General features: G+C 58.4%; 18 protein-coding genes. All 18 read right to left on the minus strand.

The genetic code is table 11. From position 1 onward, the window contains the following. Positions 1–3: 3 nt before the first annotated feature. The 18 genes from trmB to mutS all read right to left on the minus strand — a co-directional run bounded on the left by trmB (position 4) and on the right by mutS (position 21,090). On the minus strand, positions 4–702 hold the full coding sequence (gene trmB / locus ASF29_RS15605; protein WP_062451571.1) for a tRNA (guanosine(46)-N7)-methyltransferase TrmB: 699 nt from the start codon (positions 700–702) through the stop codon (positions 4–6). A gap of 107 nt (positions 703–809) precedes the next feature. Continuing rightward, positions 810–2,075, minus strand: coding sequence for a methionine adenosyltransferase (gene metK / locus ASF29_RS15610; protein ID WP_062451572.1), 1,266 nt, complete (start codon positions 2,073–2,075; stop codon positions 810–812). Positions 2,076–2,246: 171 nt separating this feature from the next. Further along, on the minus strand, positions 2,247–2,666 hold the full coding sequence (locus ASF29_RS15615) for a helix-turn-helix domain-containing protein (RefSeq protein ID WP_062451573.1): 420 nt from the start codon (positions 2,664–2,666) through the stop codon (positions 2,247–2,249). 144 nt (positions 2,667–2,810) lie between these two features. Then, on the minus strand, positions 2,811–4,400 hold the full coding sequence (lnt, locus tag ASF29_RS15620) for an apolipoprotein N-acyltransferase (RefSeq protein ID WP_062451574.1): 1,590 nt from the start codon (positions 4,398–4,400) through the stop codon (positions 2,811–2,813). Between the two features lie 190 nt (positions 4,401–4,590). Beyond that, positions 4,591–5,727 (minus strand): hemolysin family protein, encoded by a 1,137-nt coding sequence (locus ASF29_RS15625; protein WP_062451575.1) that lies wholly within the window; start codon positions 5,725–5,727, stop codon positions 4,591–4,593. 17 nt (positions 5,728–5,744) lie between these two features. Then, entirely contained in the window at positions 5,745–6,251 is a 507-nt protein-coding gene (gene ybeY / locus ASF29_RS15630) for an rRNA maturation RNase YbeY (RefSeq protein WP_062451576.1), read from the minus strand. Positions 6,252–6,258: 7 nt separating this feature from the next. After that, positions 6,259–7,314 (minus strand): PhoH family protein, encoded by a 1,056-nt coding sequence (locus ASF29_RS15635; protein ID WP_062451577.1) that lies wholly within the window; start codon positions 7,312–7,314, stop codon positions 6,259–6,261. Positions 7,315–7,360: 46 nt separating this feature from the next. Beyond that, on the minus strand, positions 7,361–8,758 hold the full coding sequence (gene miaB / locus ASF29_RS15640; protein WP_062451578.1) for a tRNA (N6-isopentenyl adenosine(37)-C2)-methylthiotransferase MiaB: 1,398 nt from the start codon (positions 8,756–8,758) through the stop codon (positions 7,361–7,363). A 50-nt stretch (positions 8,759–8,808) separates the two neighbouring features. Continuing rightward, entirely contained in the window at positions 8,809–9,609 is an 801-nt protein-coding gene (locus ASF29_RS15645) for a lysophospholipid acyltransferase family protein (RefSeq protein ID WP_062451579.1), read from the minus strand. Positions 9,610–9,641: 32 nt separating this feature from the next. Further along, positions 9,642–10,070, minus strand: coding sequence for a Fur family transcriptional regulator (locus ASF29_RS15650; protein WP_062451580.1), 429 nt, complete (start codon positions 10,068–10,070; stop codon positions 9,642–9,644). 64 nt (positions 10,071–10,134) lie between these two features. Then, positions 10,135–10,629: an N-acetyltransferase gene (locus ASF29_RS15655; RefSeq protein WP_062451581.1), complete on the minus strand. Its 495-nt coding sequence runs from the start codon at positions 10,627–10,629 to the stop codon at positions 10,135–10,137. Positions 10,630–10,668: 39 nt separating this feature from the next. Continuing rightward, entirely contained in the window at positions 10,669–11,337 is a 669-nt protein-coding gene (gene tsaB, locus ASF29_RS15660) for a tRNA (adenosine(37)-N6)-threonylcarbamoyltransferase complex dimerization subunit type 1 TsaB (RefSeq protein WP_062451582.1), read from the minus strand. A 19-nt stretch (positions 11,338–11,356) separates the two neighbouring features. After that, positions 11,357–11,920 (minus strand): NifU family protein, encoded by a 564-nt coding sequence (locus tag ASF29_RS15665; RefSeq protein WP_062451583.1) that lies wholly within the window; start codon positions 11,918–11,920, stop codon positions 11,357–11,359. Between the two features lie 133 nt (positions 11,921–12,053). Continuing rightward, positions 12,054–12,545, minus strand: coding sequence for a universal stress protein (locus tag ASF29_RS15670; protein WP_062451584.1), 492 nt, complete (start codon positions 12,543–12,545; stop codon positions 12,054–12,056). A gap of 94 nt (positions 12,546–12,639) precedes the next feature. After that, positions 12,640–13,704: a tryptophan--tRNA ligase gene (gene trpS / locus ASF29_RS15675; RefSeq protein WP_062451696.1), complete on the minus strand. Its 1,065-nt coding sequence runs from the start codon at positions 13,702–13,704 to the stop codon at positions 12,640–12,642. A 105-nt stretch (positions 13,705–13,809) separates the two neighbouring features. Further along, positions 13,810–15,411, minus strand: coding sequence for a murein biosynthesis integral membrane protein MurJ (murJ, locus tag ASF29_RS15680; RefSeq protein ID WP_062451585.1), 1,602 nt, complete (start codon positions 15,409–15,411; stop codon positions 13,810–13,812). Positions 15,412–15,418: 7 nt separating this feature from the next. Beyond that, entirely contained in the window at positions 15,419–18,247 is a 2,829-nt protein-coding gene (locus ASF29_RS15685; RefSeq protein WP_082453524.1) for a [protein-PII] uridylyltransferase, read from the minus strand. 128 nt (positions 18,248–18,375) lie between these two features. Then, the gene (mutS, locus tag ASF29_RS15690) at positions 18,376–21,090 is read right to left on the minus strand and encodes a DNA mismatch repair protein MutS (RefSeq protein ID WP_062451587.1); all 2,715 of its coding nucleotides are present in this window, start codon (positions 21,088–21,090) and stop codon (positions 18,376–18,378) included. Positions 21,091–21,162: the final 72 nt, after the last annotated feature.

Below are 21,162 nucleotides of genomic sequence, written 5' to 3' on the forward strand. Positions count from 1 at the left end.
CAATCAGGTCCGGATGAAGGTGAGATAGGCGGAGCTGCGACCCTCGCGCTTCGCCTTGTTCTCGTATCGAGTGCCCGGCCAATTGGCGAATGGCGTGGTCCAGTCGGTAGAGATCTGCGCCGTCCATTCGAAACCACCGTGGGCGGCGCAATGCTGAAGCGTCCAGTTGATGTAGGTATCGATGTCGGAGGCGAAGCAGAATTTGCCGCCGGGCTTCAACACCCGGTGAAACCGCGCCAGATTGACATCAGACACGAAACGGCGCTTCCAGTGCTTCTTCTTCGGCCAGGGATCTGGGTAGAGCAGGTCGATATGGTCGATGCACGCGTCCGGCAACCAGTCCAGCAATTGCGTGGCGTCATCATCATAAAGGCGGATGTTCATCAGCTCGCGCTCTTTCACGCTGCCCAGAAGCTTTGCCATGGAATTGACGAAGGGCTCGACGCCGATGAAACCGGTATCAGGATTTTCAGAAGCCCGGTGAACCAGATGCTCACCACCGCCAAAGCCGATTTCGAGGCGAATGGATTTCACATCGGCCGGAAACATGGCCGCAAGATTTTTCGGTGGCTGCGTCGCCAGGTCCACCTTCAGCAAAGGCAGAAGGTTCTCGATCGTATCGACCTGCTGGTTGCGCAGCGGCTTGCCTTTACGCCGGCCAAAAAACGCTTCCGTTGCGCGTGAACGCCGCTCTTCCGTCATGTCAACACTCTCAGCAAATGGATAACCCGCACCGTGCCTGTTGATGGCGCTGTGCGGGTTTCAAAACCTTCAGACCGTATCTCTCAATCGGTAACGATTGACAAGCCTTATGCGGCTTTCAATGCGTCCTTGAGCGGCTTGACCAGATCCAGCTTCTCCCAGGAGAAGGAGCCGTCACGACCGGCCTTGCGACCGAAATGGCCATAGGAGGACGTCTTGGCATAGATCGGCTTGTTGAGGTCGAGGTGACGACGGATGCCCGATGGCGAGAGGTCGATGACCTTGCGGATCGCGGCTTCGACTTCGTCTTCGCTCATCTTGCCGGTCTGGTGGAAATCGACATAGACCGACAGTGGCTGGGCCACGCCGATGGCGTAAGACAGCTGGATCGTGCAGCGTTCTGCCAGTCCTGCGGCCACAACGTTCTTGGCGATGTAGCGGGCAGCGTAAGCTGCGGAGCGGTCGACCTTGGTCGTGTCCTTGCCGGAGAATGCACCACCGCCGTGCGGAGCTGCACCGCCGTAGGTGTCGACGATGATCTTGCGGCCAGTCAGGCCAGCGTCACCATCAGGACCACCGATCACGAACTTGCCCGTCGGGTTGATGTACCACTGGCAATCGTCTGCAATCTTCAACTCGCCGAGCGCTTCGCGAATATAGGGCTCCACGACGGAGCGAACCTTCTTCGAATCCCAGCTGGCATCGAGGTGCTGCGTGGACAGGACGATGGAAACAGCCTCAGCAGCCTTGCCATCGACGTAGCGCACGGTCACCTGGCTCTTGGCATCGGGGCCGAGCTTTGCAGCTTCGCCTTCGCCGCTCTTGCGGGCCGTGGCCAGAAGCTGGAGAATGCGATGCGAGTAATAGATCGGGGCCGGCATCAGGTCCGGCGTTTCCTTGCAGGCGTAACCGAACATGATGCCCTGGTCGCCAGCACCTTCGTCTCCCTGCTTGTCGGAAGCATTGTCCACGCCCTGCGCGATGTCGGCAGACTGCGGGTGCAACAGCACGTCGATCTTGGCCGTCTTCCAATGGAAACCGTCCTGCTCGTAGCCGATGTCACGGATGGCCTTGCGTGCCGCAGCCTTGAACTTGGCCGGGTTGATGACCGGGTGGCCGCTCGCGTCCTTCAGAACGTTGCCTTCCTTGTCCTTCTTCAACAGCGTGTCGGGAACGCGGACTTCGCCAGCGATGATCACGCGATTGGTTGTGGCGAGCGTTTCGCAAGCAATGCGCACAGTCCACGGGTCAACGCCGGTCTTGGCGGCTTCACGATAGATGAGATCGACGATTTCATCGGAAATGCGGTCACACACCTTGTCAGGGTGACCTTCAGCAACAGACTCGCTGGTGAACAGGTAATTAGCGCGCATGCGGGATTCCCCTCAAAGAAGTGTCTTCCGGTTTGTTAGTCAGTTTGTCCGAAAAAAACAAGGACACAACGACATAAATATATCTTTATATGAGAATTCCTAACTCATGCTTACCCAATAAAAAACGGCCCCGAAGGGCCGTTTATCTTAAATCAAAGCGGTTCTTGAGGTTTATTCCGTATCGCCTTCGGCAGCCAATGCCTTCACGAGGTCAACGATGCGACGACGCACTTTTGGGTCGCTGATCTTGACGAACGCGCGGTTGAGCTGCAGGCCTTCGGAAGACGACAGGAAATCCACCACGTAGTTGGAGCTCGTCGCCTCTGCCATACCGGTCGCGCTAACGCCCTGGTCACCAGGGGCGTCCTCGAAGAAAAACGATACCGGAACGTTCAAGATACCAGAGATGTTCTGCAGGCGGCTCGCACCGACGCGGTTCGTCCCTTTTTCATATTTCTGAATTTGCTGGAAGGTAATGCCAAGGCTCTCACCCAGCTTCTCCTGGCTCATGCCCAGCATGGTGCGGCGGAGACGGATACGGCTCCCGACGTGAATGTCGATCGGGTTCGGCTTCTTCTTGTTCTCTGTCATTTGTGTCGTCCTGACATTCAGTTTCTTCGGGTTATCGACTACACGCCTGTTCAAATCCTGAATCGTGGGATTGTCACTGCAAGGAATATATCATGTGCGTTGTGCAACCTAACAAGTTCACTATGCAATTTTAGGGGTTTTTGGTCAATTCTCCCGTTTCATCAAACCAGTCCGCGCAATCATTGAACAAACGAGTAATAATGCAAAGAGCAACCAAAAGTGTATGTGTCGCATATCTGCGGTGAGCGCGCCAGTGGCCGGACCACTCAAGGTAGAATCGATTATTCCCTTTTGACCGTAGTCCAGACCTGCGACAATTCGCCCCAGAGGGTCGATAATGGCGGAAATACCGGTATTTGCCGCACGAATCACCGGAATGCCGGTTTCGACGGCTCGGACTCTCGCTTGCTGAAAATGCTGATAGGGGCCTGGTGTATTGCCGAACCAGCCATCATTCGTCACGTTGACGATGGCTGTCGAGGTCGTGATATCGTCAGGCACCTCACCGGGAAAAATGATTTCGTAACAAATGAACGAATATAGCTTTTTGCCCGAAGGCAGGGTGATCGCCTCGCGTGTCGCGGCGGGCGAAAAACCACCTGGCAGACTGATCAGATTATCGACGCCGAAGCTGCGCAGAATGTTTTCGAACGGAACGTATTCACCGAATGGCACGAGATGAACCTTGTCCGTCGCGCCGATGATCTGTCCCTGACTATCCACCGCATAGACCGAATTGTAATACCGCGGCGCATGGCCCGCGCCAGCATCCTCCATCCGCACCGCGCCTGTAAGAAGAATTTGACCGTCTTCCAGCGTTTTGGAAATTTCCTCCAGCGCGTCGGGGTTTTGCGTCAGAATGAAGGGAACGGAGGTTTCCGGCCAGACGATGACATCCGGTCGCTTCTGACCCTCCGTCGGGGGGAGTGCCGATAGCCGCAGATGTTCCTTGAATATTTCCGCGCGATCGGCATTCAACATCTTGCGCGATTGATCGATTCCCGGCTGGACGATCCTGACCGTCAGCGCACTGCCATCGGCGACCAGTGGTTGACTGAGCCTGTAGAGGCCATATCCCAGATGAAATGCCATCGCCAGAGCCGCAATACAGAGCCCGGGGACCATTCCTTTTTTTGTGCCCAGAAGAGCCGGTGCGGAAAAAATGAGGACTGCGAGCATCGACATGCCAAATATGCCGATGAGATTCGATGTCTGCATCATCAACGGTATCGGCATGAGGCCAAAGCCCACAGTATTCCACGGAAACCCAGTCAAAACGAAGCTTCGCAGCCATTCGATGAGCCCGAAACTCGCCGACAGAGCGGCAATCCGGCCCCAACCGTCCGACCACAAAAGGTTCGCCAGCATGACGGCAAAGCCATAGAATATAGCAAGGCAGGCTGGCAGACCCAAAATGGCAAGCGGCAAGGCCCATGCGAATTCGTCTGCTTCCAGAAGAAGGGCGTTACCCAGCCACCAGAGACCAGCCACGAAGTAACCGAAACCAAACAGCCAGCCTATAACGAAGGTTTTCCAGCCACGCGACCACAGACCGCCATCGGGATTTCCCGTCGCTCCGTCGACCAGCCAGACTAGAAGCGTAAAGGAAATGAACAGGGAAGCGAAAAATCCAAAGGGCGGAAAGGCGAGAGCGCCGACTGCGCCTGCGCCGATTGCAATGAATGTCCGGCCAAAACCACTGCTCAGCATAATCCTGCCCGCCAGCCGCTCCATCTAGTCTCCACCTTTTTAAGGCACCATCCGACACGAGATACACGGGAGGCGACACCGTCTGCTCAACGGGACTTACTGTAAAAAAAACGGCGCGTCCACTGCATCCAACAGCCTGATACTCGGGGTTCCAGAGACAAAACGCCCGCAGAATAGAAATCCTGCGAGCGCCTGAATAGCAGAGACTGCTGGATCATGCAGGAGCGTTATCCGCCCGACGTTCAGGCGAAGGCAACGCAAGAACGACGTCACTCGGCGCGTCCGCTGGCGCTTGGTCATCCTCGCCCTCGGAAGACTGGTTGCGCACGATGCGCACGCCCTTAATGCGGCGGGAATCAGCATCCAGAATATGGAATTCGAAACCGGACACCGCCCGGACCACTTCACCCTTGACCGGAATACGGCCCAGCGCGAAGAAAATCAGACCGCCCAGCGTATCGATTTCCTCGATATGCTCGCGCACATCGAAATCCGGGCCGATGGCCTCGGCCAGTTCAGTCAGTTCGGCACGCGCATCGGCAATCAGCACGTCGGCGGACAGGCGCGAGAACATCGTCTCGTCCTTGTCGTGCTCGTCGTCGATATCACCAATGACCATTTCCACGATGTCTTCATGGCTGACGAGGCCGTCCGTGCCGCCATACTCATCGATGACAAGCGCCAGCTGGGTGCGCTGCGCCTGCATGGTCTTGAGAAGAGTCGAGGCCAGCATGGATGGTGGCGCAAAGAGGATTTTGCGGATGATACCCGCTTCCGCCAGCGTTTTTTCCAGATCGACGCGGGCAAGGTCGAAATTGGCGCGGGGCGATTTCGCAGCCTTGGCTTCGCCTCCTGCGGCAGCACGCGAGCCGACGCGGCGCTTGTTGCGGGCCTGCTTGCCGATGAAGGACAGAAGATCACGAATATGGATCATGCCCTTGGGGTTATCCAGCGTCTCGTCATAGACAGGCATGCGCGAGCGGCCAGTCTCTTCGAACAGGATCATCGCTTCGCCGATGGTCATGTCCTGATCGAGCCCGTCAATATCGACGCGCGGGATCATGATGTCCTCGACGCGGACTTCCCGGAAACGCAGGATGTTGTTGAGCATTGCCCGCTCTTCGGGCGTAAACGCGGCGCCGATTTCGGTATCGGTCATCAGCGCGTCGGTAATGTCTTCTCGAAGACGCTCGCCCTGCGATGGCTTTAGAAGCCGCGAGATGCGAGACCAGATGCTGGCTCTGGGTTTGGCCTGATAGTCCTGCCGTAAGGGACTACTGCCCTCCTCCGATGAGGATTGTTCCCCGGTGTCTTTGCCCTCCAGGGGCGGTCGTGCCGAATGTTCGTTCATGGTCCCAAACTGTTAAATCAAAGCGGTTCCTGTCCCGCATAGGGATCAGATAGACCAAGCTTGGCCAAAATGCGAGTCTCAAGCCCTTCCATTTCTTCCGCTTCTTCGGTGTCCAGATGATCGTAACCGAAAAGATGCAAAAATCCATGCACCAGAAGATGTGTCAAATGATCCTCGAAACTCTTCTCCAGATCAAGGGCCTCGCGCTCAACAGTCTCGCGCGCGATGACGATATCACCCAGCATCGGCCCCGGCATGCCGCCAGGCTCCAGCGGATAGGCCGGAAAAGACAGGACATTCGTCGCCTTGTCCTTGTCACGCCATTCGGCATTGATTTCGCGAATGGCTTCGTCATCCGTAAAGACCAGCGATAGCTCGGTTGGCTGTTTCGGGAAGGGCTGATTCTCTTCCGATTTCAGAAAATCGACAGCCGGGCTCAAAACCCGGCTGCTGAATGCAAGCAATTCCTCTTCCGAAGGCCAGCGATCTGCTTCGACGCTGATCTGTATATCCAATGCCGTCATGTCTGCGTCACACGCCTCTTGGCAGGCTTTCGTCTGGCACTGCCGTCTGGGCTTCATAGGCGCGGACGATGCGTGCGACCATCGGATGGCGAACGACATCGACGTCCTTGAAGCGAACGACGGACACACCCTCGACATCGGGCAGGATTTGCAGCGCTTCCACGAGGCCGGATTTCACGCCGCGTGGCAAGTCCACCTGGCTCGGGTCACCGGTCACGATCATGCGGCCGTTTTCACCCAGACGCGTCAGAAACATCTTCATCTGCATCGTCGTGGTGTTCTGGGCCTCATCGAGAATGACCGCAGCATTGGCAAGCGTACGTCCGCGCATGAAGGCGAGCGGCGCAATTTCGATGACGCCAGCCTGAATGGCACGCTCCACCTTGTCGCCCGGCATCATGTCGTAAAGCGCGTCATAGAGCGGACGAAGGTAGGGATCGACCTTTTCCTTCATGTCGCCGGGCAGGAAGCCCAGACGTTCACCCGCTTCCACCGCTGGACGCGACAGGATGATGCGATCCACCACGCCCCGTTCCAGAAGCTGGGCGGCGTGTGCCACGGCCAGATAGGTCTTGCCGGTACCGGCAGGGCCGACACCGAAGACAAGCTCCGACTGTTCCAGCGCCCGCATATAGACGTCCTGCGTCGGCGTGCGGGCAGCAATGGTCTTTTTGCGGGTGGAGATTTGCGCCATGGAGACCTTGGCTTTGCGTTCCATGGTCGGCAGGGTCAGCTGGTCATCGGCAGCCACCGCCATGCGGATGGCACCTTCGACGTCCGATTCCTCGACACTTCCGCCCTTCAGCAGACGCTGATAGAGGAAATCCAGCGCCCTGCGTGCCTGATTGGTGGCAACCAGTTCACCGGTAATGGCAACGGAATTGCCGCGCGGGCGCGCATCGATGTTCAGTCGCTGTTCCAGCAATTTCAGGTTTTGATCGAACTGACCGAATAGCTCTCCGGCTATCCTGTTATTCTCGAACGTGAGGACGAAGTGATTGGCGTCGGTCGCGGCTGGGCGTGGCTGGCGCGATGAGGGTGATACCAATTCGTGTGCGTTCAAGCGGTCAGGCTCCCGTCCTAATCAGTGTGGGTTCCTCACTCTAGCTTTATGCCACCTCGGCAAACAAGCTGTTTGGACCCGTTGCGGTGATTCGTACATGAATAATGTCGCCGATTTTCATGTCGTTTGCATCAAGATTCACAGATTGCAGCCAAGGAGATCGTCCGATCAACTGGCCAGGCATCCGGCCCGGCTTCTCCAGCAGCACATCCATGGTCTTGCCGACCAGCGATCCGGCAAAGTCATGCTGCTGTTTCAGCAACAAAGCCTGTAGTCGCTCCAGCCTTTCGGCCTTCACATCCTCGGGTACCTGATCGGTCAAATCCGCACCCGGCGTGCCGGGGCGTGTCGAATATTTGAACGAAAAGGCCTGCGCGTATTTCACATGATCCACGATGGCGAGCGTATCTTCGAAATCCTGATCCGTCTCACCGGGGAAACCAACAATAAAATCCCCGGACATGGCAATATCAGGGCGGGCGCCACGAATCTTTTCAATAAGCCTAATATACTCCTGGCCGGTGTGGCGACGGTTCATGGCTTTCAGGATTCGATCCGAGCCGGATTGCACTGGCAGATGCAGATAGGGCATCAGGCTGCGCAGATCGCGATGCGCGCCAATCAGCTGATCATCCATGTCACGCGGGTGGCTGGTGGTGTAACGCAGTCGGGCAAGACCGGGAATTTCCGCCAGACGATAAAGCAGTTCGGCAAGGCCCCATTGCTCACCCTTCGGGCCGGTTCCGCGCCAGGCATTGACGTTTTGGCCCAGCAGCGTGATTTCGCGCACGCCGGCATCCGCCAGCTTCATGGCCTCATCGACGATCTGGTGCACAGGCCGCGAGACTTCCGACCCGCGCGTATAGGGCACCACGCAGAAGGTACAAAACTTGTCGCAGCCTTCCTGCACCGTCAGAAAGGCTGTTACGCCACGCGCACGCAGCTTCGATTTTTCCGCGACCGGCAAATGGTCGAACTTGTCTTCAACCGCATATTCGGTCTCGATGACGCGCTCGCCGCCACGCACGCGCTTCAAGGCTTCCGGCAGGCGGTGGTAGGTCTGCGGGCCGATGACCACATCGACCGCCGGTGCACGGCGCAGAATTTCCTCACCCTCAGCCTGCGCCACACAACCGGCCACGCCGATCATGAATTCGCGGCCCTGCTCCTCGCGGGATTTCTTCATGTCGCGAAGACGGCCCAGCGCGGAGTAAACCTTCTCGGCGGCCTTTTCGCGGATGTGACAGGTGTTGAGAAGAACCAGATCCGCCTCGCCCATGTCTTCGGTCGGCACGTAGCCGTCCTTCGCCAGAGCATCGCTCATGCGAACGGAATCATAGACATTCATTTGACAGCCATAGGTCTTGATAAAGACCTTACGGCTGTTTGCGCCTTCGCGAAGAGCAGTTGGGGCGGCCTCGAGGCCGATCGTTTCCTGGGTCATGGCCGCTATCTAATGATTTTGAGCGCCAGATTAAACAGAAAAATGTTCGGTTAGCGAGACTTTCGCCATCCGCCGCGCAAAGAGAAATTCAACATGGCCCGCAGAGACGCCGTCGCATCCGCGCTCAGGGTCTTGCGATTATCGCCCCGGTGAAAGGGAATGGCGTCGCCGAAGGAGACGTCCACATCGATAGCGCCCGCCTTCATCAACCCGAAAAGCGATGGCAGCAATTCCAGACTGCCGGGCCAGGCTGCAACGCTGCGGTGGTAACGCCCCATCGCCATGCCCTGAATGCCGGTATAGGCAATCGCCATGGGCTGGACATAGACCATCTGCCCCGGCACCTGATCGGCAGCACTGGAGGCCGCACCGAACAGCGATGACTTGATGGGCAGCAGCCGGTTGCCGTCGGATGTTGTCCCTTCCGGAAACAGAACGACGATTTCGCCACCTGCCAGACGTTCCGCAATCTCATTGACCTGCGCGCCTGCGGCACGCTTCTGCTCGCGCGCCACGAAAATGGTTTTCTGCAAACGGGCCAAAACCCCGAAGATCGGCCAGTGCCGCACTTCCGTCTTGGCGATGAAGGCCACGTCGGCCACGCTGCCGACAATCATGATGTCCTTCCAGGACACATGGTTGACCACCAGAAGCAGCGGCTTTGCCCGCTCCAGCGAACCGTGAACATGAACCTTGATGCCCAGCCCATGGCAGGCAACCCTGTGCCACCAGCGCGGCAGACGACGCCTGATCGGCAAATCGAAACAAAGGGCCAGAAGCTGCACCGGCAGCAGTACCAGTGTGACCAGCGACAGAAGGACAACCAGATAGATAACCCGCAGCCACATCATCGCTTCATTCGCTCCGTGGCCCCATGTCCGGTTCAGTTTTCGTCGGGCTTGAGCGGAACACCATAGAGTTCGAGCCTGTGATCCACCAGCTTGAAGCCGTGTTCGCGGGCGATCTTTTCCTGAAGCGCTTCGATTTCCGGTGAATGAAACTCGATCACCACACCATGCTTGAGATCGATCAGGTGATCGTGATGCTCTTCCGGCATGGTCTCATAGCGCGAACGGCCATCACGAAAGTCATGCCGCTCGATGATACCGGCATCCTCGAACAGCTTGACCGTGCGATAGACCGTGGAAATGGAGATGCGCGGATCAACCGCAGACGATCGACGATACAGCTCTTCGACGTCTGGGTGATCGTCGGATTCCTGGAGAACGCGGGCAATCACCCGACGCTGATCGGTCATGCGCATACCGCGCTCGGCACAAAGTTCTTCCAGGGTTTTAGAGAGGTCTATCACGTCGTCCGGCTTCCAGATGCTTCCGTTGGATGGCGCAAAGCGCTGATTTCAATGTCTACACGAACTAGCGAAGATCACGACGCATGACAAGCGCCGTCGATTTCGTACCGTCTTTCGCTGTGTAGTACGCCTGCCGCTCGGCGACCGTCTTGAAGCCGAGCTTTTTATAAAGACCGATGGCCGACAGATTGCCGCCATCCACCTCCAGAAACATGGTTTCCGCACCGCGCATACTCGCTTCCCGCATCGCCGCCTGCATCAGCCGCCAGCCGAGGCCGGAGCGGGCAAACTTGTCGCTGACGGCAACGGTCAGGATTTCGGCTTCTCCACCTGCTTCGCGCGACAGAACGAAACCACCCAGCGGCTTGCTGAAAAACGCATTGGTCTGGCGCGCGATGAAACCGAACACGCTAGACTGACCCAGAAGGCTCGAAAATTCGCCGTCGCTCCACGGTCGCGGAAAGCGCTCTTGATGGAGGGTGGCAACATCGGCGGAGTCGACGTGCTCCATCGTCACGACTTCGAAAAACGGTTTCCAGCTGAGATAATCGTCAAACATTGCAGGGAATCATCCGCAGAATAGCTATCGATTGCCCTATCAGGCAACCGGGCGGCGTTCCAGCGCAAATCCTGCCTGCGGCTTGGCATCCGGTCCGCGCAGATAAAGCGGTGCGGGTTTCGGCATGCCTTCAGGCTTTTGCGCGCCCAGACGGGCAACCCTCGCAATCGCAAACCTGTCCGGCCCGGAGCCCGTTTCTCCACCCGCAAAAAGCGGTGCGGCAGAGCCGATAACAGTGCCAGCAAAGCCTGCAAGTGCGGATTTCGCATCGTCCAGCGACAGAAGCGCTGGCTCGCTCAAGGGCGATCCATCCGCAGCAAAGGTCTGGAGATAGGCCTCGTCACGCTTGGCATCCAGCCCGACGGCCACCGGCAGTCCAGGATTTTGGGCATGGTGATGCGCCGCCAGCGTTTCCAGCGTGGTGATGCCCACGGCCTCGATGCCCAGCGATAGAGCAAAGCCGCGCGCAGCGGCCACACCAACGCGAATGCCGGTAAAGGAACCCGGACCGATGGTTACGGCAATTCGCTCGACGTCTTGAAGCGTCAGAGACGCTTGGCTCAAGGCACCATCGATGATGCCCATCAGCAGTTCCGCATGGCCCTTGCCGATATTCTCGGTAACTTCACCCAGCACGGCATCCTCAGCACTGTCATAGAGACAGGCAGAGCAATCCACACCTGATGTGTCGATGGAAAGAACGATCATGGATCAAGCCGCCTCTTTATCAGACGGCCTCGACCTCTTGCACTTCAGGCACGAAGTGGCGCAGCAGGTTCTGCACACCATGCTTCAGGGTGGCCGTAGAAGACGGGCAGCCCGAGCATGCGCCCTTCATGTTGAGGAAGACAGTACCATCGCGGAAACCACGGAAGGTGATGTCGCCGCCATCCTGCGCAACGGCAGGACGAACACGGGTTTCGAGAAGTTCCTTGATCGTAGCAACGATCGTCTCATCGCCTGCTTCGAAGAACTCTTCTTCCTCGTCGGAAATTTCAGCCGCAACAGCCGTTCCCATCAGCGGGCGACCGGACATGAAATGTTCCATGATCGAGCCGAGGATGGCGGGCTTCAGGTGCTGCCATTCCGCGCCATCCTTGCTGACGGTGATGAAATCGAAGCCGTAATAAACGCCGGTCACACCCGGAATTTCGAACAGAACCGCAGCCAGCGGCGAGGCTTGCGCCTGCGCGGCATTCAGGAACTCCGCCGTGCCGCTCTCCAGAACGACCTTGCCGGGAAGAAACTTCAGCGTTGCCGGGTTCGGCGTGGATTCCGTCTGAATGAACATTGCAATCTCCTTCGGGACGTCAGGAGGACATCCCGGAATTTAGAATACTTCCAAAATACGCCGGACGAAGCCTGACTTCAAGTCCTGACATGATAAACATAGTCAAGAAATCTGCATCGCAGCCTGCCACTCCTTAGCAGAGCGCGTCGATTTCCTCATCTGTCAAAGTGTCCGGCAGAACCGTCACCGGAATGGGGAACGCAGCCCCACGCCCGGCGATGGAAGACACCAGTGGACCTGGACCATCCTTGGTCGATCCCGCCGCCAGAACAAGAATGGCGATATCGCGGTCTTCTTCGATCAGTCCGTGGATCTGTTCGGCGGCATTGCCTTCGCGGATCACCGCTTCCGGCTCGATACCGACGCTCTCACGCACCTTCTGCGCCACCTTGGCCAGCGACGCCTCGGCCTCTTCGAGCGCTTCGGCCCGCATGATCTGCTCGACACCAAGCCATTGCTGGAAGTCGCCTTCCGGGATCACATAGAGAAGAACCAGAGCGCCATTGGAATTCTTGGCGCGACGCCCGGCATAATGAACGGCCCTTTCGCATTCGGGTGTTCCGTCAATAACCGCCAGAAATTTGCGGCGGTGTCCTTCGAGACGCGAAAGCCGTTTCGATACCATTGCATACTCCTGTTTTCGCCGTCACGGCAAAACCCGCCCGGCGGTTCGGGCGGACTTTATATCAAATCCCAGGATTAAAAAATGCTTCCGCGTGTCAACGCAGGAAGCCGATGATGTCGCGCACCTCGTTCATGGTCTTTTCGGCCATAGCCCCAGCCCGCTCGCCACCCTGCTTCAGGATCGCGTCGATATGGCTGACATCGTCCAGCAGACGGCGCATTTCGCCATTGATCGGAGCGAGAACCGTGACCGCCAAATCAACCAGCGCCGGTTTGAAGGCCGAGAACTGCTGGCCGCCGAATTCTAAGAGAACCTCGGCCTTGGTCTTGTCGGACAGGGCCGCATAGATGCCGACGAGGTTTTCTGCTTCCGCACGGCCCTTCAGGCCATCCACTTCGCTTGGCAGCGCATCCGGGTCGGTCTTTGCCTTCTTGATCTTTCTGGAGATTGCATCGACATCGTCCATCAGATTGATGCGTGACAGGTCGGACGGATCGGACTTCGACATTTTCTTCGTGCCGTCCTTCAAGGACATGACACGCGGTGCCGGACCACCGATCAGCGGCTCCACCATCGGGAAATAGGCATGAACCGGCTCATTACCCACGGTGATATCGACGCCAAGGCCAGCGTTACGAATATTGGCACCGAAATCGATGTTGAACTTCTGGGCGATATCGCGCGCCAGTTCCAGATGCTGCTTCTGATCGTCACCGACAGGAACATGGGTCGCGCGATAGACCAGAATGTCGGCAGCCATCAGGCTTGGATAGGCGAGCAGACCCAGCGAGACCTGTTCGGCATTCTTGCCGGACTTATCCTTGAACTGCGTCATACGCTCCATCCAACCGATGCGCGCCACACAGTTGAACACCCATGCCAGTTCCGCATGCTGCGGCACCGCCGACTGGTTGAAGACGATGTGCTTGACCGGATCGATGCCCGCCGCAATGAAGGCCGCCGCAATCGAACGCGTCTGCGCCTTCAGGTCTGCATGCACCAGCTGGGCTGTAATGGCGTGCATATCCACGACGCAGTAGATGCAGTCATTGTCTTGCTGAAGCGCAACGAATTTGCGGATGGCACCGAGATAATTGCCGAGATGGAGGTTTCCGGTCGGCTGGACGCCTGAGAAAACCAGCGGCTTGAATGCGTTCATGATCATCCTCGAAAAGGCTTGTGGAGGGCCTTGCCCTATGTTTCAGACTGGGTTTCGGACTCGGTTTCAAATTGGCCGCGCTTATGCACCCGCAACAGCCTGCAATCAAGGGGTTTCGGTCGTCTCCGCCGGAGTTTCCTTCTTGGCCTGCCGACGCTTCAATCCGCGTTTGACCATGGCAAGACTTGAACCACCCGTAAGGAAGGCCAGTCCGAAATAAAGGATCATCGCTGCAAAAACGAGGCCGACCAGCGTTCCGGCCCGCACCGCGATAGACGATGCGGATGACAGTTCGAAGGCGAGATAGGCCAGCGCATAGTGGATGGCGATGGCCATGACCGCCGCTGCAAACAGCAGTCGAGGAATGCGGGTCAGAAGCGGAATGTCGAGCTTCCAGTGGCCGCGCCACAGCAGCATGCCGAAGAGAAGGGCGGCGTTGACCCAGCCTGCGGTGATTTCCGCCGTTGCAATGCCCGGCCCGCCATAGAACGGGAACAAAGTGAGCGCCAGCGATACGTTGACGACCACAGAAACGGCGGCAAAAATCATCGGCGTGCGGGTGTCTTCGCGGGCGAAGAAGCCGGGAATGAAGGCCTTGATCAGCACGAAGGCAGGAAGCCCAAGCCCGTAAATGCCGAGGATTTGCGCAACCGTAATGGTCGCGGAGGGCGAGAAATTGCCGCGCTCATACAGGAACCGCACGATGGGTTCGGCCATGACAAGCAGGGCGGCTGCGGCTGGCAAGGTCAGGAACATCACGAATTCGACGGAGCGGTTTTGCAGATTGGCCGCTTCCACCTGATGGCCGCCGCGCAGAGCGCGCGCCAGTTCAGGCAGCAGCACGGTCGCCACCGCAATGCCGACGACGCCGAGCGGCAGCTGATAGATGCGATCCGCATAGGCGAGCGAGGAGATGACGCCCTCTTTGCCGGATGCGATATTGGTGTTGATCAAAAGGTTGATCTGGGTAATGCCGCCGGTAATGGCGGCAGGTAGCGCCAGCACCAGCAGGCGTTTGACATTGCCGGTCATGCGTGGGCGGCGAAAGCCGATCTTGATACCGGCATGGCGCACGGCAATCCAGACGATGGCCAGTTGCACGAAACCGGCGGCCATCACCCCCCAGGACAGGGCATAGCCGACCTGGAGCGGATCGTAGCTCTTCCACCAGGCCACGCCGAGCACGCCGATCAGAATAATATTAAGGAAAACCGGCGCAATCGCCGCTGCAAAATACCGATGCAGCGAATTCAGCATGCCGCCCATCATTGCCGCCAGCGACATGCAGGCGAGATAGGGAAACATGATGGTTGCGAGACGCACGGTGTTGTCGAACTTGGTCGGGTCTTCAACGAAGCCCGGCGCAATCACCGTCCGCACGATGAAGGGCATCGACAGTTCCATGACGATCGTCAGCGCCATCAGCACCGTGAAGAGAACACCGAAGACCTCTTCCGAAAAGCGCTTTGCGCCCTCCATGCCATTGGCTTCGATTTCCTTGGCAAACAGCGGCACGAAGGCGGAGTTGAAGGCGCCTTCGGCAAACAGGCGGCGGAAGGTGTTGGGAAAACGGAAGGCAGCATTGAAGGCATCCGCCACCGGGCCGGTGCCCACGGCAGCGGCCATCAGCATTTCACGGACGAAGCCGAATAGCCGGCTACCGAGCGTCGCGGTGCCGACGGTTGCGAATTTGGCAATCAAACCCATGATGTTTTCAAGCCTTCGCGGTGAGTGAAGCGGGCAGAGCCGCGACATCGGGGTGAGCGATGATGCCGGGCGGCATGCGGTCTCGCAATTCGTCTTCCTGCTCGGCCATGACAGCCTTCAGCCGCGAAGCGATGCTCGCCTGCCGGTTATCGGTCATGACCTTCTGGCCGAAGAGGTCGGTCACATAGAAGGTGTCGATGACCTTCTCACCGAAGGTGGTGATGCGGGCAGAGGTGATATCCAGCGACAGATCGGCCAGAACCGCCGTCATATCCGCCAACAGGCCGGTGCGGTCGAGGCATTCCACTTCGATCACGCTGAACTTGTTGGAAAGACCGTTGGAGATGGTAACGGATGGCGGAATGTTGAAGGTCTTGCTTTTCTTGCGGCCCTTGGTGCGGGTCGCGATGATCTCAGGAACGCGCTTCTTGCCCGCCAGAACCTCTTCAATCATCTTGCCGATATTGTTGGCCCGCCGCGTCTCGTCTTCATCGATTGGGAATTCGCGGTTGATGAGGATGGTATCGAGCGCGCGCCCATCTGACGTCGTGAAGATTTGCGCGTCGGCAATGTTGGCCCCGGCAGCAGCACAGGCGCCCGTAATGATGGACAGAAGGCGTGGATGGTCGGGCGCCAGCACGGTGATTTCCGTAATAGCGTGGAAGGAATGGGTGCGCACCATGGTCGATAGCGCTTTTTCCTGCTTGTCCGCTTCGCGCAAAAACCGCGTGTGGCGGATCTGGTCTTCCAGATCGACCGACAAGAGATAGGGCTCGTAATGCAGGCCGGTATATTTGCGCCGTGCCTTCTGGCCCCAGTCCGTCAGCGAATCATAGAGCGCCTGACGGGCAATCTTGGCGCGTTCTTTTCGCGATGTTTCCGAGAAACCGCCGGAGAGCAGAAGCTCGGTTTCATAATAGAGCGTGCGCAGAAGCTGGCCCTTCCAGCCGTTCCACACATCCGGTCCCACGGCCCTGATATCGCAGACGGTGAGGATCAGCAGCATTTTCAGCCGCTCCATGGACTGCACCTTGTCGGCAAAATCGGTGATCGTCTTGCGGTCGTGAAGATCACGGGTCTGCGCCACCATCGACATCAACAGATGCTGCTCGATCAGCCAGAACACCGTTTCGGTCTGCTTGCTGGTGAGCCGGAAGCGTTGGCACAGTTTGCGTGCAACGCGGGCACCGGCAATGGAGTGATCCTCCTGCCGACCCTTCGCCACATCATGCAGCAGTACGGCGACGTAGAGCGCATCGCGATCCTCGATCCCGGGCATCAGCTGGTTGACCAGCGGGTGCGTATCGACAGCCTGCCCTTTTTCGATTTCCGACAGCACGGCAACGGAGCGGATCAGATGCTCATCGACAGTATAGTGGTGATACATGTTGAACTGCATCATCGCGACGATCTTGCCGAATTCCGGGATGAATTTGCCCAGAACACCCGCCTCGTTCATACGCCGCAGCGTCAGCGCAGGATCGCGCCGGGAGGTCAGGATGGAGAGGAACAGCCGGTTGGCTTCCTCATTGTCGCGAAGCTCGTGATTGATCAGAGCGAGCGAGCGGGTCAGCACACGCAGTGCATCTGGATGCAGTTCCAGATTGTTGATATCGGCCACATGAAACAGGCGGATGATGCTGACCGGATCGTTGCGAAACACATCGGCATTGGCGAGCGCAATGCGGCCGCGATCTTCCACGAACTGGTCGGAGCCGGGAATTTTGCGCAGGCGATGGGCAAAACGGCTGAACACGCCCGACAGGCCCGGAACATCCTTGGCCTGCTTGTCCTCCAGTGCCGCGCAGAGAATGCGGGTCAGATCGCCCACATCTTTGGCCACGAGGAAATAGTGCTTCATGAAACGTTCGACCGCAGACAGGCCGGGGCGCGGCTGGTAGTTGAGTGCTGCTGCGATTTCGCGCTGAATATCGAAGGACAGCCGCTCTTCCGCCTTGCCGGTGATGAAATGCATCTGGCAGCGCACGGTCCAGAGAAAATCGTCGGCCTTTTCGAACAGCTTCAATTCGCGCTTCGACAGCACGCCCAGCTTCACCAATTCGGCTGTGTCGCGCACATGGTAATAATATTTGGCAATCCAGAACAGCGTGTGCAGGTCACGCAGGCCGCCCTTGCCTTCCTTGACGTTGGGCTCCACCAGATAGCGCGTATCACCCGCCTTGCGGTGGCGTTGGTCGCGCTCGGCAAGCTTGGCGGCGATAAATTCGGGGCCGCTATTGGTAACGACTTCCGTTTCGAAACGACGCTCCAGCTCATCCGCCAGCGATTGCTTGCCGCAGATGGAGCGCATTTCGAGGATCGCGGTGCGGATTGTCATATCGGCCTTCGACAGCCGAATGCATTCATCCACAGAACGCGTGGCATGGCCCACCTTGAAGCCGATATCCCAGAGAATGTAGAGAACGAACTCGATCGCCTTGTTCATGTCAGGCATATTTTTGGGCGGCAGCAAGAACAGCAGGTCGATGTCGGAACCCGGTGCCAGCGTGCCACGCCCGTAACCGCCAACGGCTGTTATGGCCACCTGTGGCGCATCCTTGGGATAGACGTAAGTGCAGGCCAGATCATAGAGAACTTCGATCAACCGATCCTGAAGCCAGGAAATTCGGCGCGCGCAATCAATGCCGCCGCCTTCGGTGTCCAGAAGTTCGCGTGCCTTGTCGCGGCCCTGCGCGCTGGCTTTCTTGAAGATCGGCAAAAGGTCGGCACGCACATCCGACACGCGCTGCCCATCGCCCTGAAACACGGCTTCGCATTCCTGCTTCAGCGCATCGACATCCAGTATTGCGGAGAAATCCAGGTCTTTCGTGGCCATTGATGCCGATATCCATTTCATACGGGCTATAGTTTTGGCATAGCCCTATAACGATTTTAGGGCGTGATGGACAGGCACGATGCGCATCTTAAAAGTTCAATGCCCCTTCACAAGGGGCACTGTAAGGCTCAAGCCTTGCCAAGTTGTTTCTTGAGCGCATAAAGCGCATCCAGCGCTTCACGCGGGGTCATCTCATCCGGGTTGAGTGCTTTTAAAGCCTCGTCCACCTTGGAATTGCCATGGCTGCGGCTTTCCTCGCGCCGCACCGCCACCTGAAACAGCGGCAGATCGTCGATCAGCTTGCTGGCCGGGTTCTTGCGGTCGGCATCTTCCAGCTGTGTCAGAACCGTCCGCGCCCGCTCCACGACGGACGCCGGAAGGCCTGCCAGCCTTGCCACCTGAATACCGTAGGATCGATCCGCCGCACCCGGCCCCACCTCGTGCAGGAAGATCACGTCGCCTTCCCACTCGCGCACCTTCATGGTGGCGTTGGACAAGCGACCGAGCTTTTCCGACAGAACCGTCAATTCGTGGAAGTGGGTGGCGAAAAGTCCACGGCAGCGGTTGACCTCATGCAGATGTTCAACAGCCGCCCAGGCAATCGAAAGGCCATCGAAGGTCGCCGTGCCGCGACCGATCTCGTCCAGAATAACCAGCGACCGATCTGTTGCCTGATTGAGAATGGCAGCGGTTTCCACCATTTCCACCATGAAGGTGGAGCGCCCGCGCGCCAGATCATCCGATGCGCCGACGCGGGAAAACAGCCGGTCGACAATGCCGATATGGGCCGCTTGCGCCGGCACGAAGGAACCGATCTGGCCTAAAATGGCGATTAGCGCGTTCTGGCGCAGGAAGGTCGATTTACCGCCCATATTCGGACCGGTCAGCAGCCAGATCGCGCCGTTGCGATTGCCATTCACCGCCGAAAGATCGCAATGATTGGCGATGAACGGCCCTGACGACTGGCGGCGCAGCGCCTGTTCCACCACCGGGTGGCGTCCACCCTTGATGTCGAACATCATCGAACCATCGACCACCGGGCGGCAATAGGCCTGCTCGGCGGCGAGATAGGCAAGGCTGGTGGCAACGTCGATGGCCGCAAGCGCCAACGCCCCCGCCTTGATCGCTTCGGCATGGGAAACGACGGCCCGCACCATCTGCTCGAAAGCCTGCAATTCGATGGTGAGCGCCTGAGAGGCGGCATTGGCGATGCGGCTTTCCAGATCGGCGAGTTCCGTCGTGGTGAAGCGCATGGCACCGGCCATGGTCTGGCGGTGGATGAAGCGGGCTTTGGCCTCATCACCCGTCGTCATCACATCGGCATTGCCTGCCGTGACCTCGATGAAGTAACCCAGCACATTGTTGTGCTTGATCTTCAGAGACTTGATGCCCGTCTCTTCGGAATATTGCAGCTGCAACCCGGCAATGACCCGGCGGGACTGGTCGCGCAACGCCCTGATCTCGTCCAGTTCCGGGTTGGAGCCCTCGCGAACGAAACCGCCATCGCGCTTCAGCAAAGGCAATTCATCGGCAAGCGTGGCGGCGAGCATCGCTTCCAGCGTCGTCGGCAGCGCTTTCAGCGCGGCAAGTGCATCCGCCAGTTCATCCGGCAACAGGCCCTGATCCAGCAGTTCCGCAACATGGGCGGCGGCGGAAATCCCGATCCTGATGGCACCGAGATCCCGTGGCCCTCCACGATCCAGCGCCAGACGCGACAGCGCACGCGGCATATCCGCCACCTGCTTCAACGCATCGCGTAAGCCATCGGACAGCGACACATCATCCAGCAGATAGGCGACGGCATCCAGCCGCGCATTGATCTTGTCGGCATCCGTCAGCGGCGACATCAGCCGTTCTGCCAGCAACCGCGCTCCGCCGCCCGTAACAGTGCGGTTGATGGCGTGCAGTAGCGATCCATCACGCTCGCCCGATAGCGTCTTGGTCAGTTCCAGATTGGCGCGGGTGGCGGGATCAATGAAGAGGGTGGAGGCCGCACTTTCCCGTTCGGGTGCTGCCAAAGGCGGGCGCTCGGCAATCTGGGTTTTCTCGACATAGGCAACGGCTGCGGCAGCAGCGGCCATTTCGACGCGGGAAAACGTGCCGAAGCCATCCAGCGTCGTGACGCCAAAATAGCGCGCGATACGGCCTTCCGCCGTCGCACTATCGAACAGAACGGCAGGTTGCGGCACGGCCACGCGGCCTAGCACATCGAAGGTGGCCTTCAGCTCTTCGTCATGAAACAGGCTGTCGGCGACGATCAACTCGCGCGGATCGATGCGCCAGATATCAGCCAGAAGCCGCGTCAGCGTCGTTTCGGCCAGGCGGAAAACGCCGGTGGAAATATCGATCCAGGCCAGCGCGAACTGAGCATCGCCGCTGCCCCTGATACGCGCCAGCGCCATCAGATAATTGGATTCCGTTGGCGAAAGCAGCTTTTCTTCGGTCAGCGTGCCGGGTGTCACCAGCCGCACGACATCGCGCCGCACCACGGATTTCGAGCCGCGCTTCTTGGCCTCCGCCGGGTCTTCCGTCTGCTCGCACACCGCCACGCGGTAACCGCGCAGGATCAGCTTTTGCAGATAATCATCGGCTGCATGCACCGGCACGCCGCACATGGGAATATCCTGCCCCAGATGCTGGCCGCGCTTGGTCAGCGTAATGCCCAGCGCCCGCGAAGCTTCCGCCGCATCATCGAAGAACAGCTCGTAGAAATCGCCCATGCGATAGAAGAGCAGCGAACCGGGATTGTTCGCCTTGATCTCGATATATTGCTCCATCATCGGAGTGGCCGAGGCGCGGCTCTCCTCGGATATGAGCGAGGCAGTGGAGTGAACGTCCGTCAATGGCTTTTCAACATCGCTATGTGTTGCGGGAAACGAGCGCAGAGACTAACGGCCCCGCCCCATCAGGACAAC

It is taken from the genome of Rhizobium sp. Leaf262, from assembly GCF_001422245.1.
Classification (GTDB): Bacteria; Pseudomonadota; Alphaproteobacteria; order Rhizobiales; family Rhizobiaceae; genus Agrobacterium.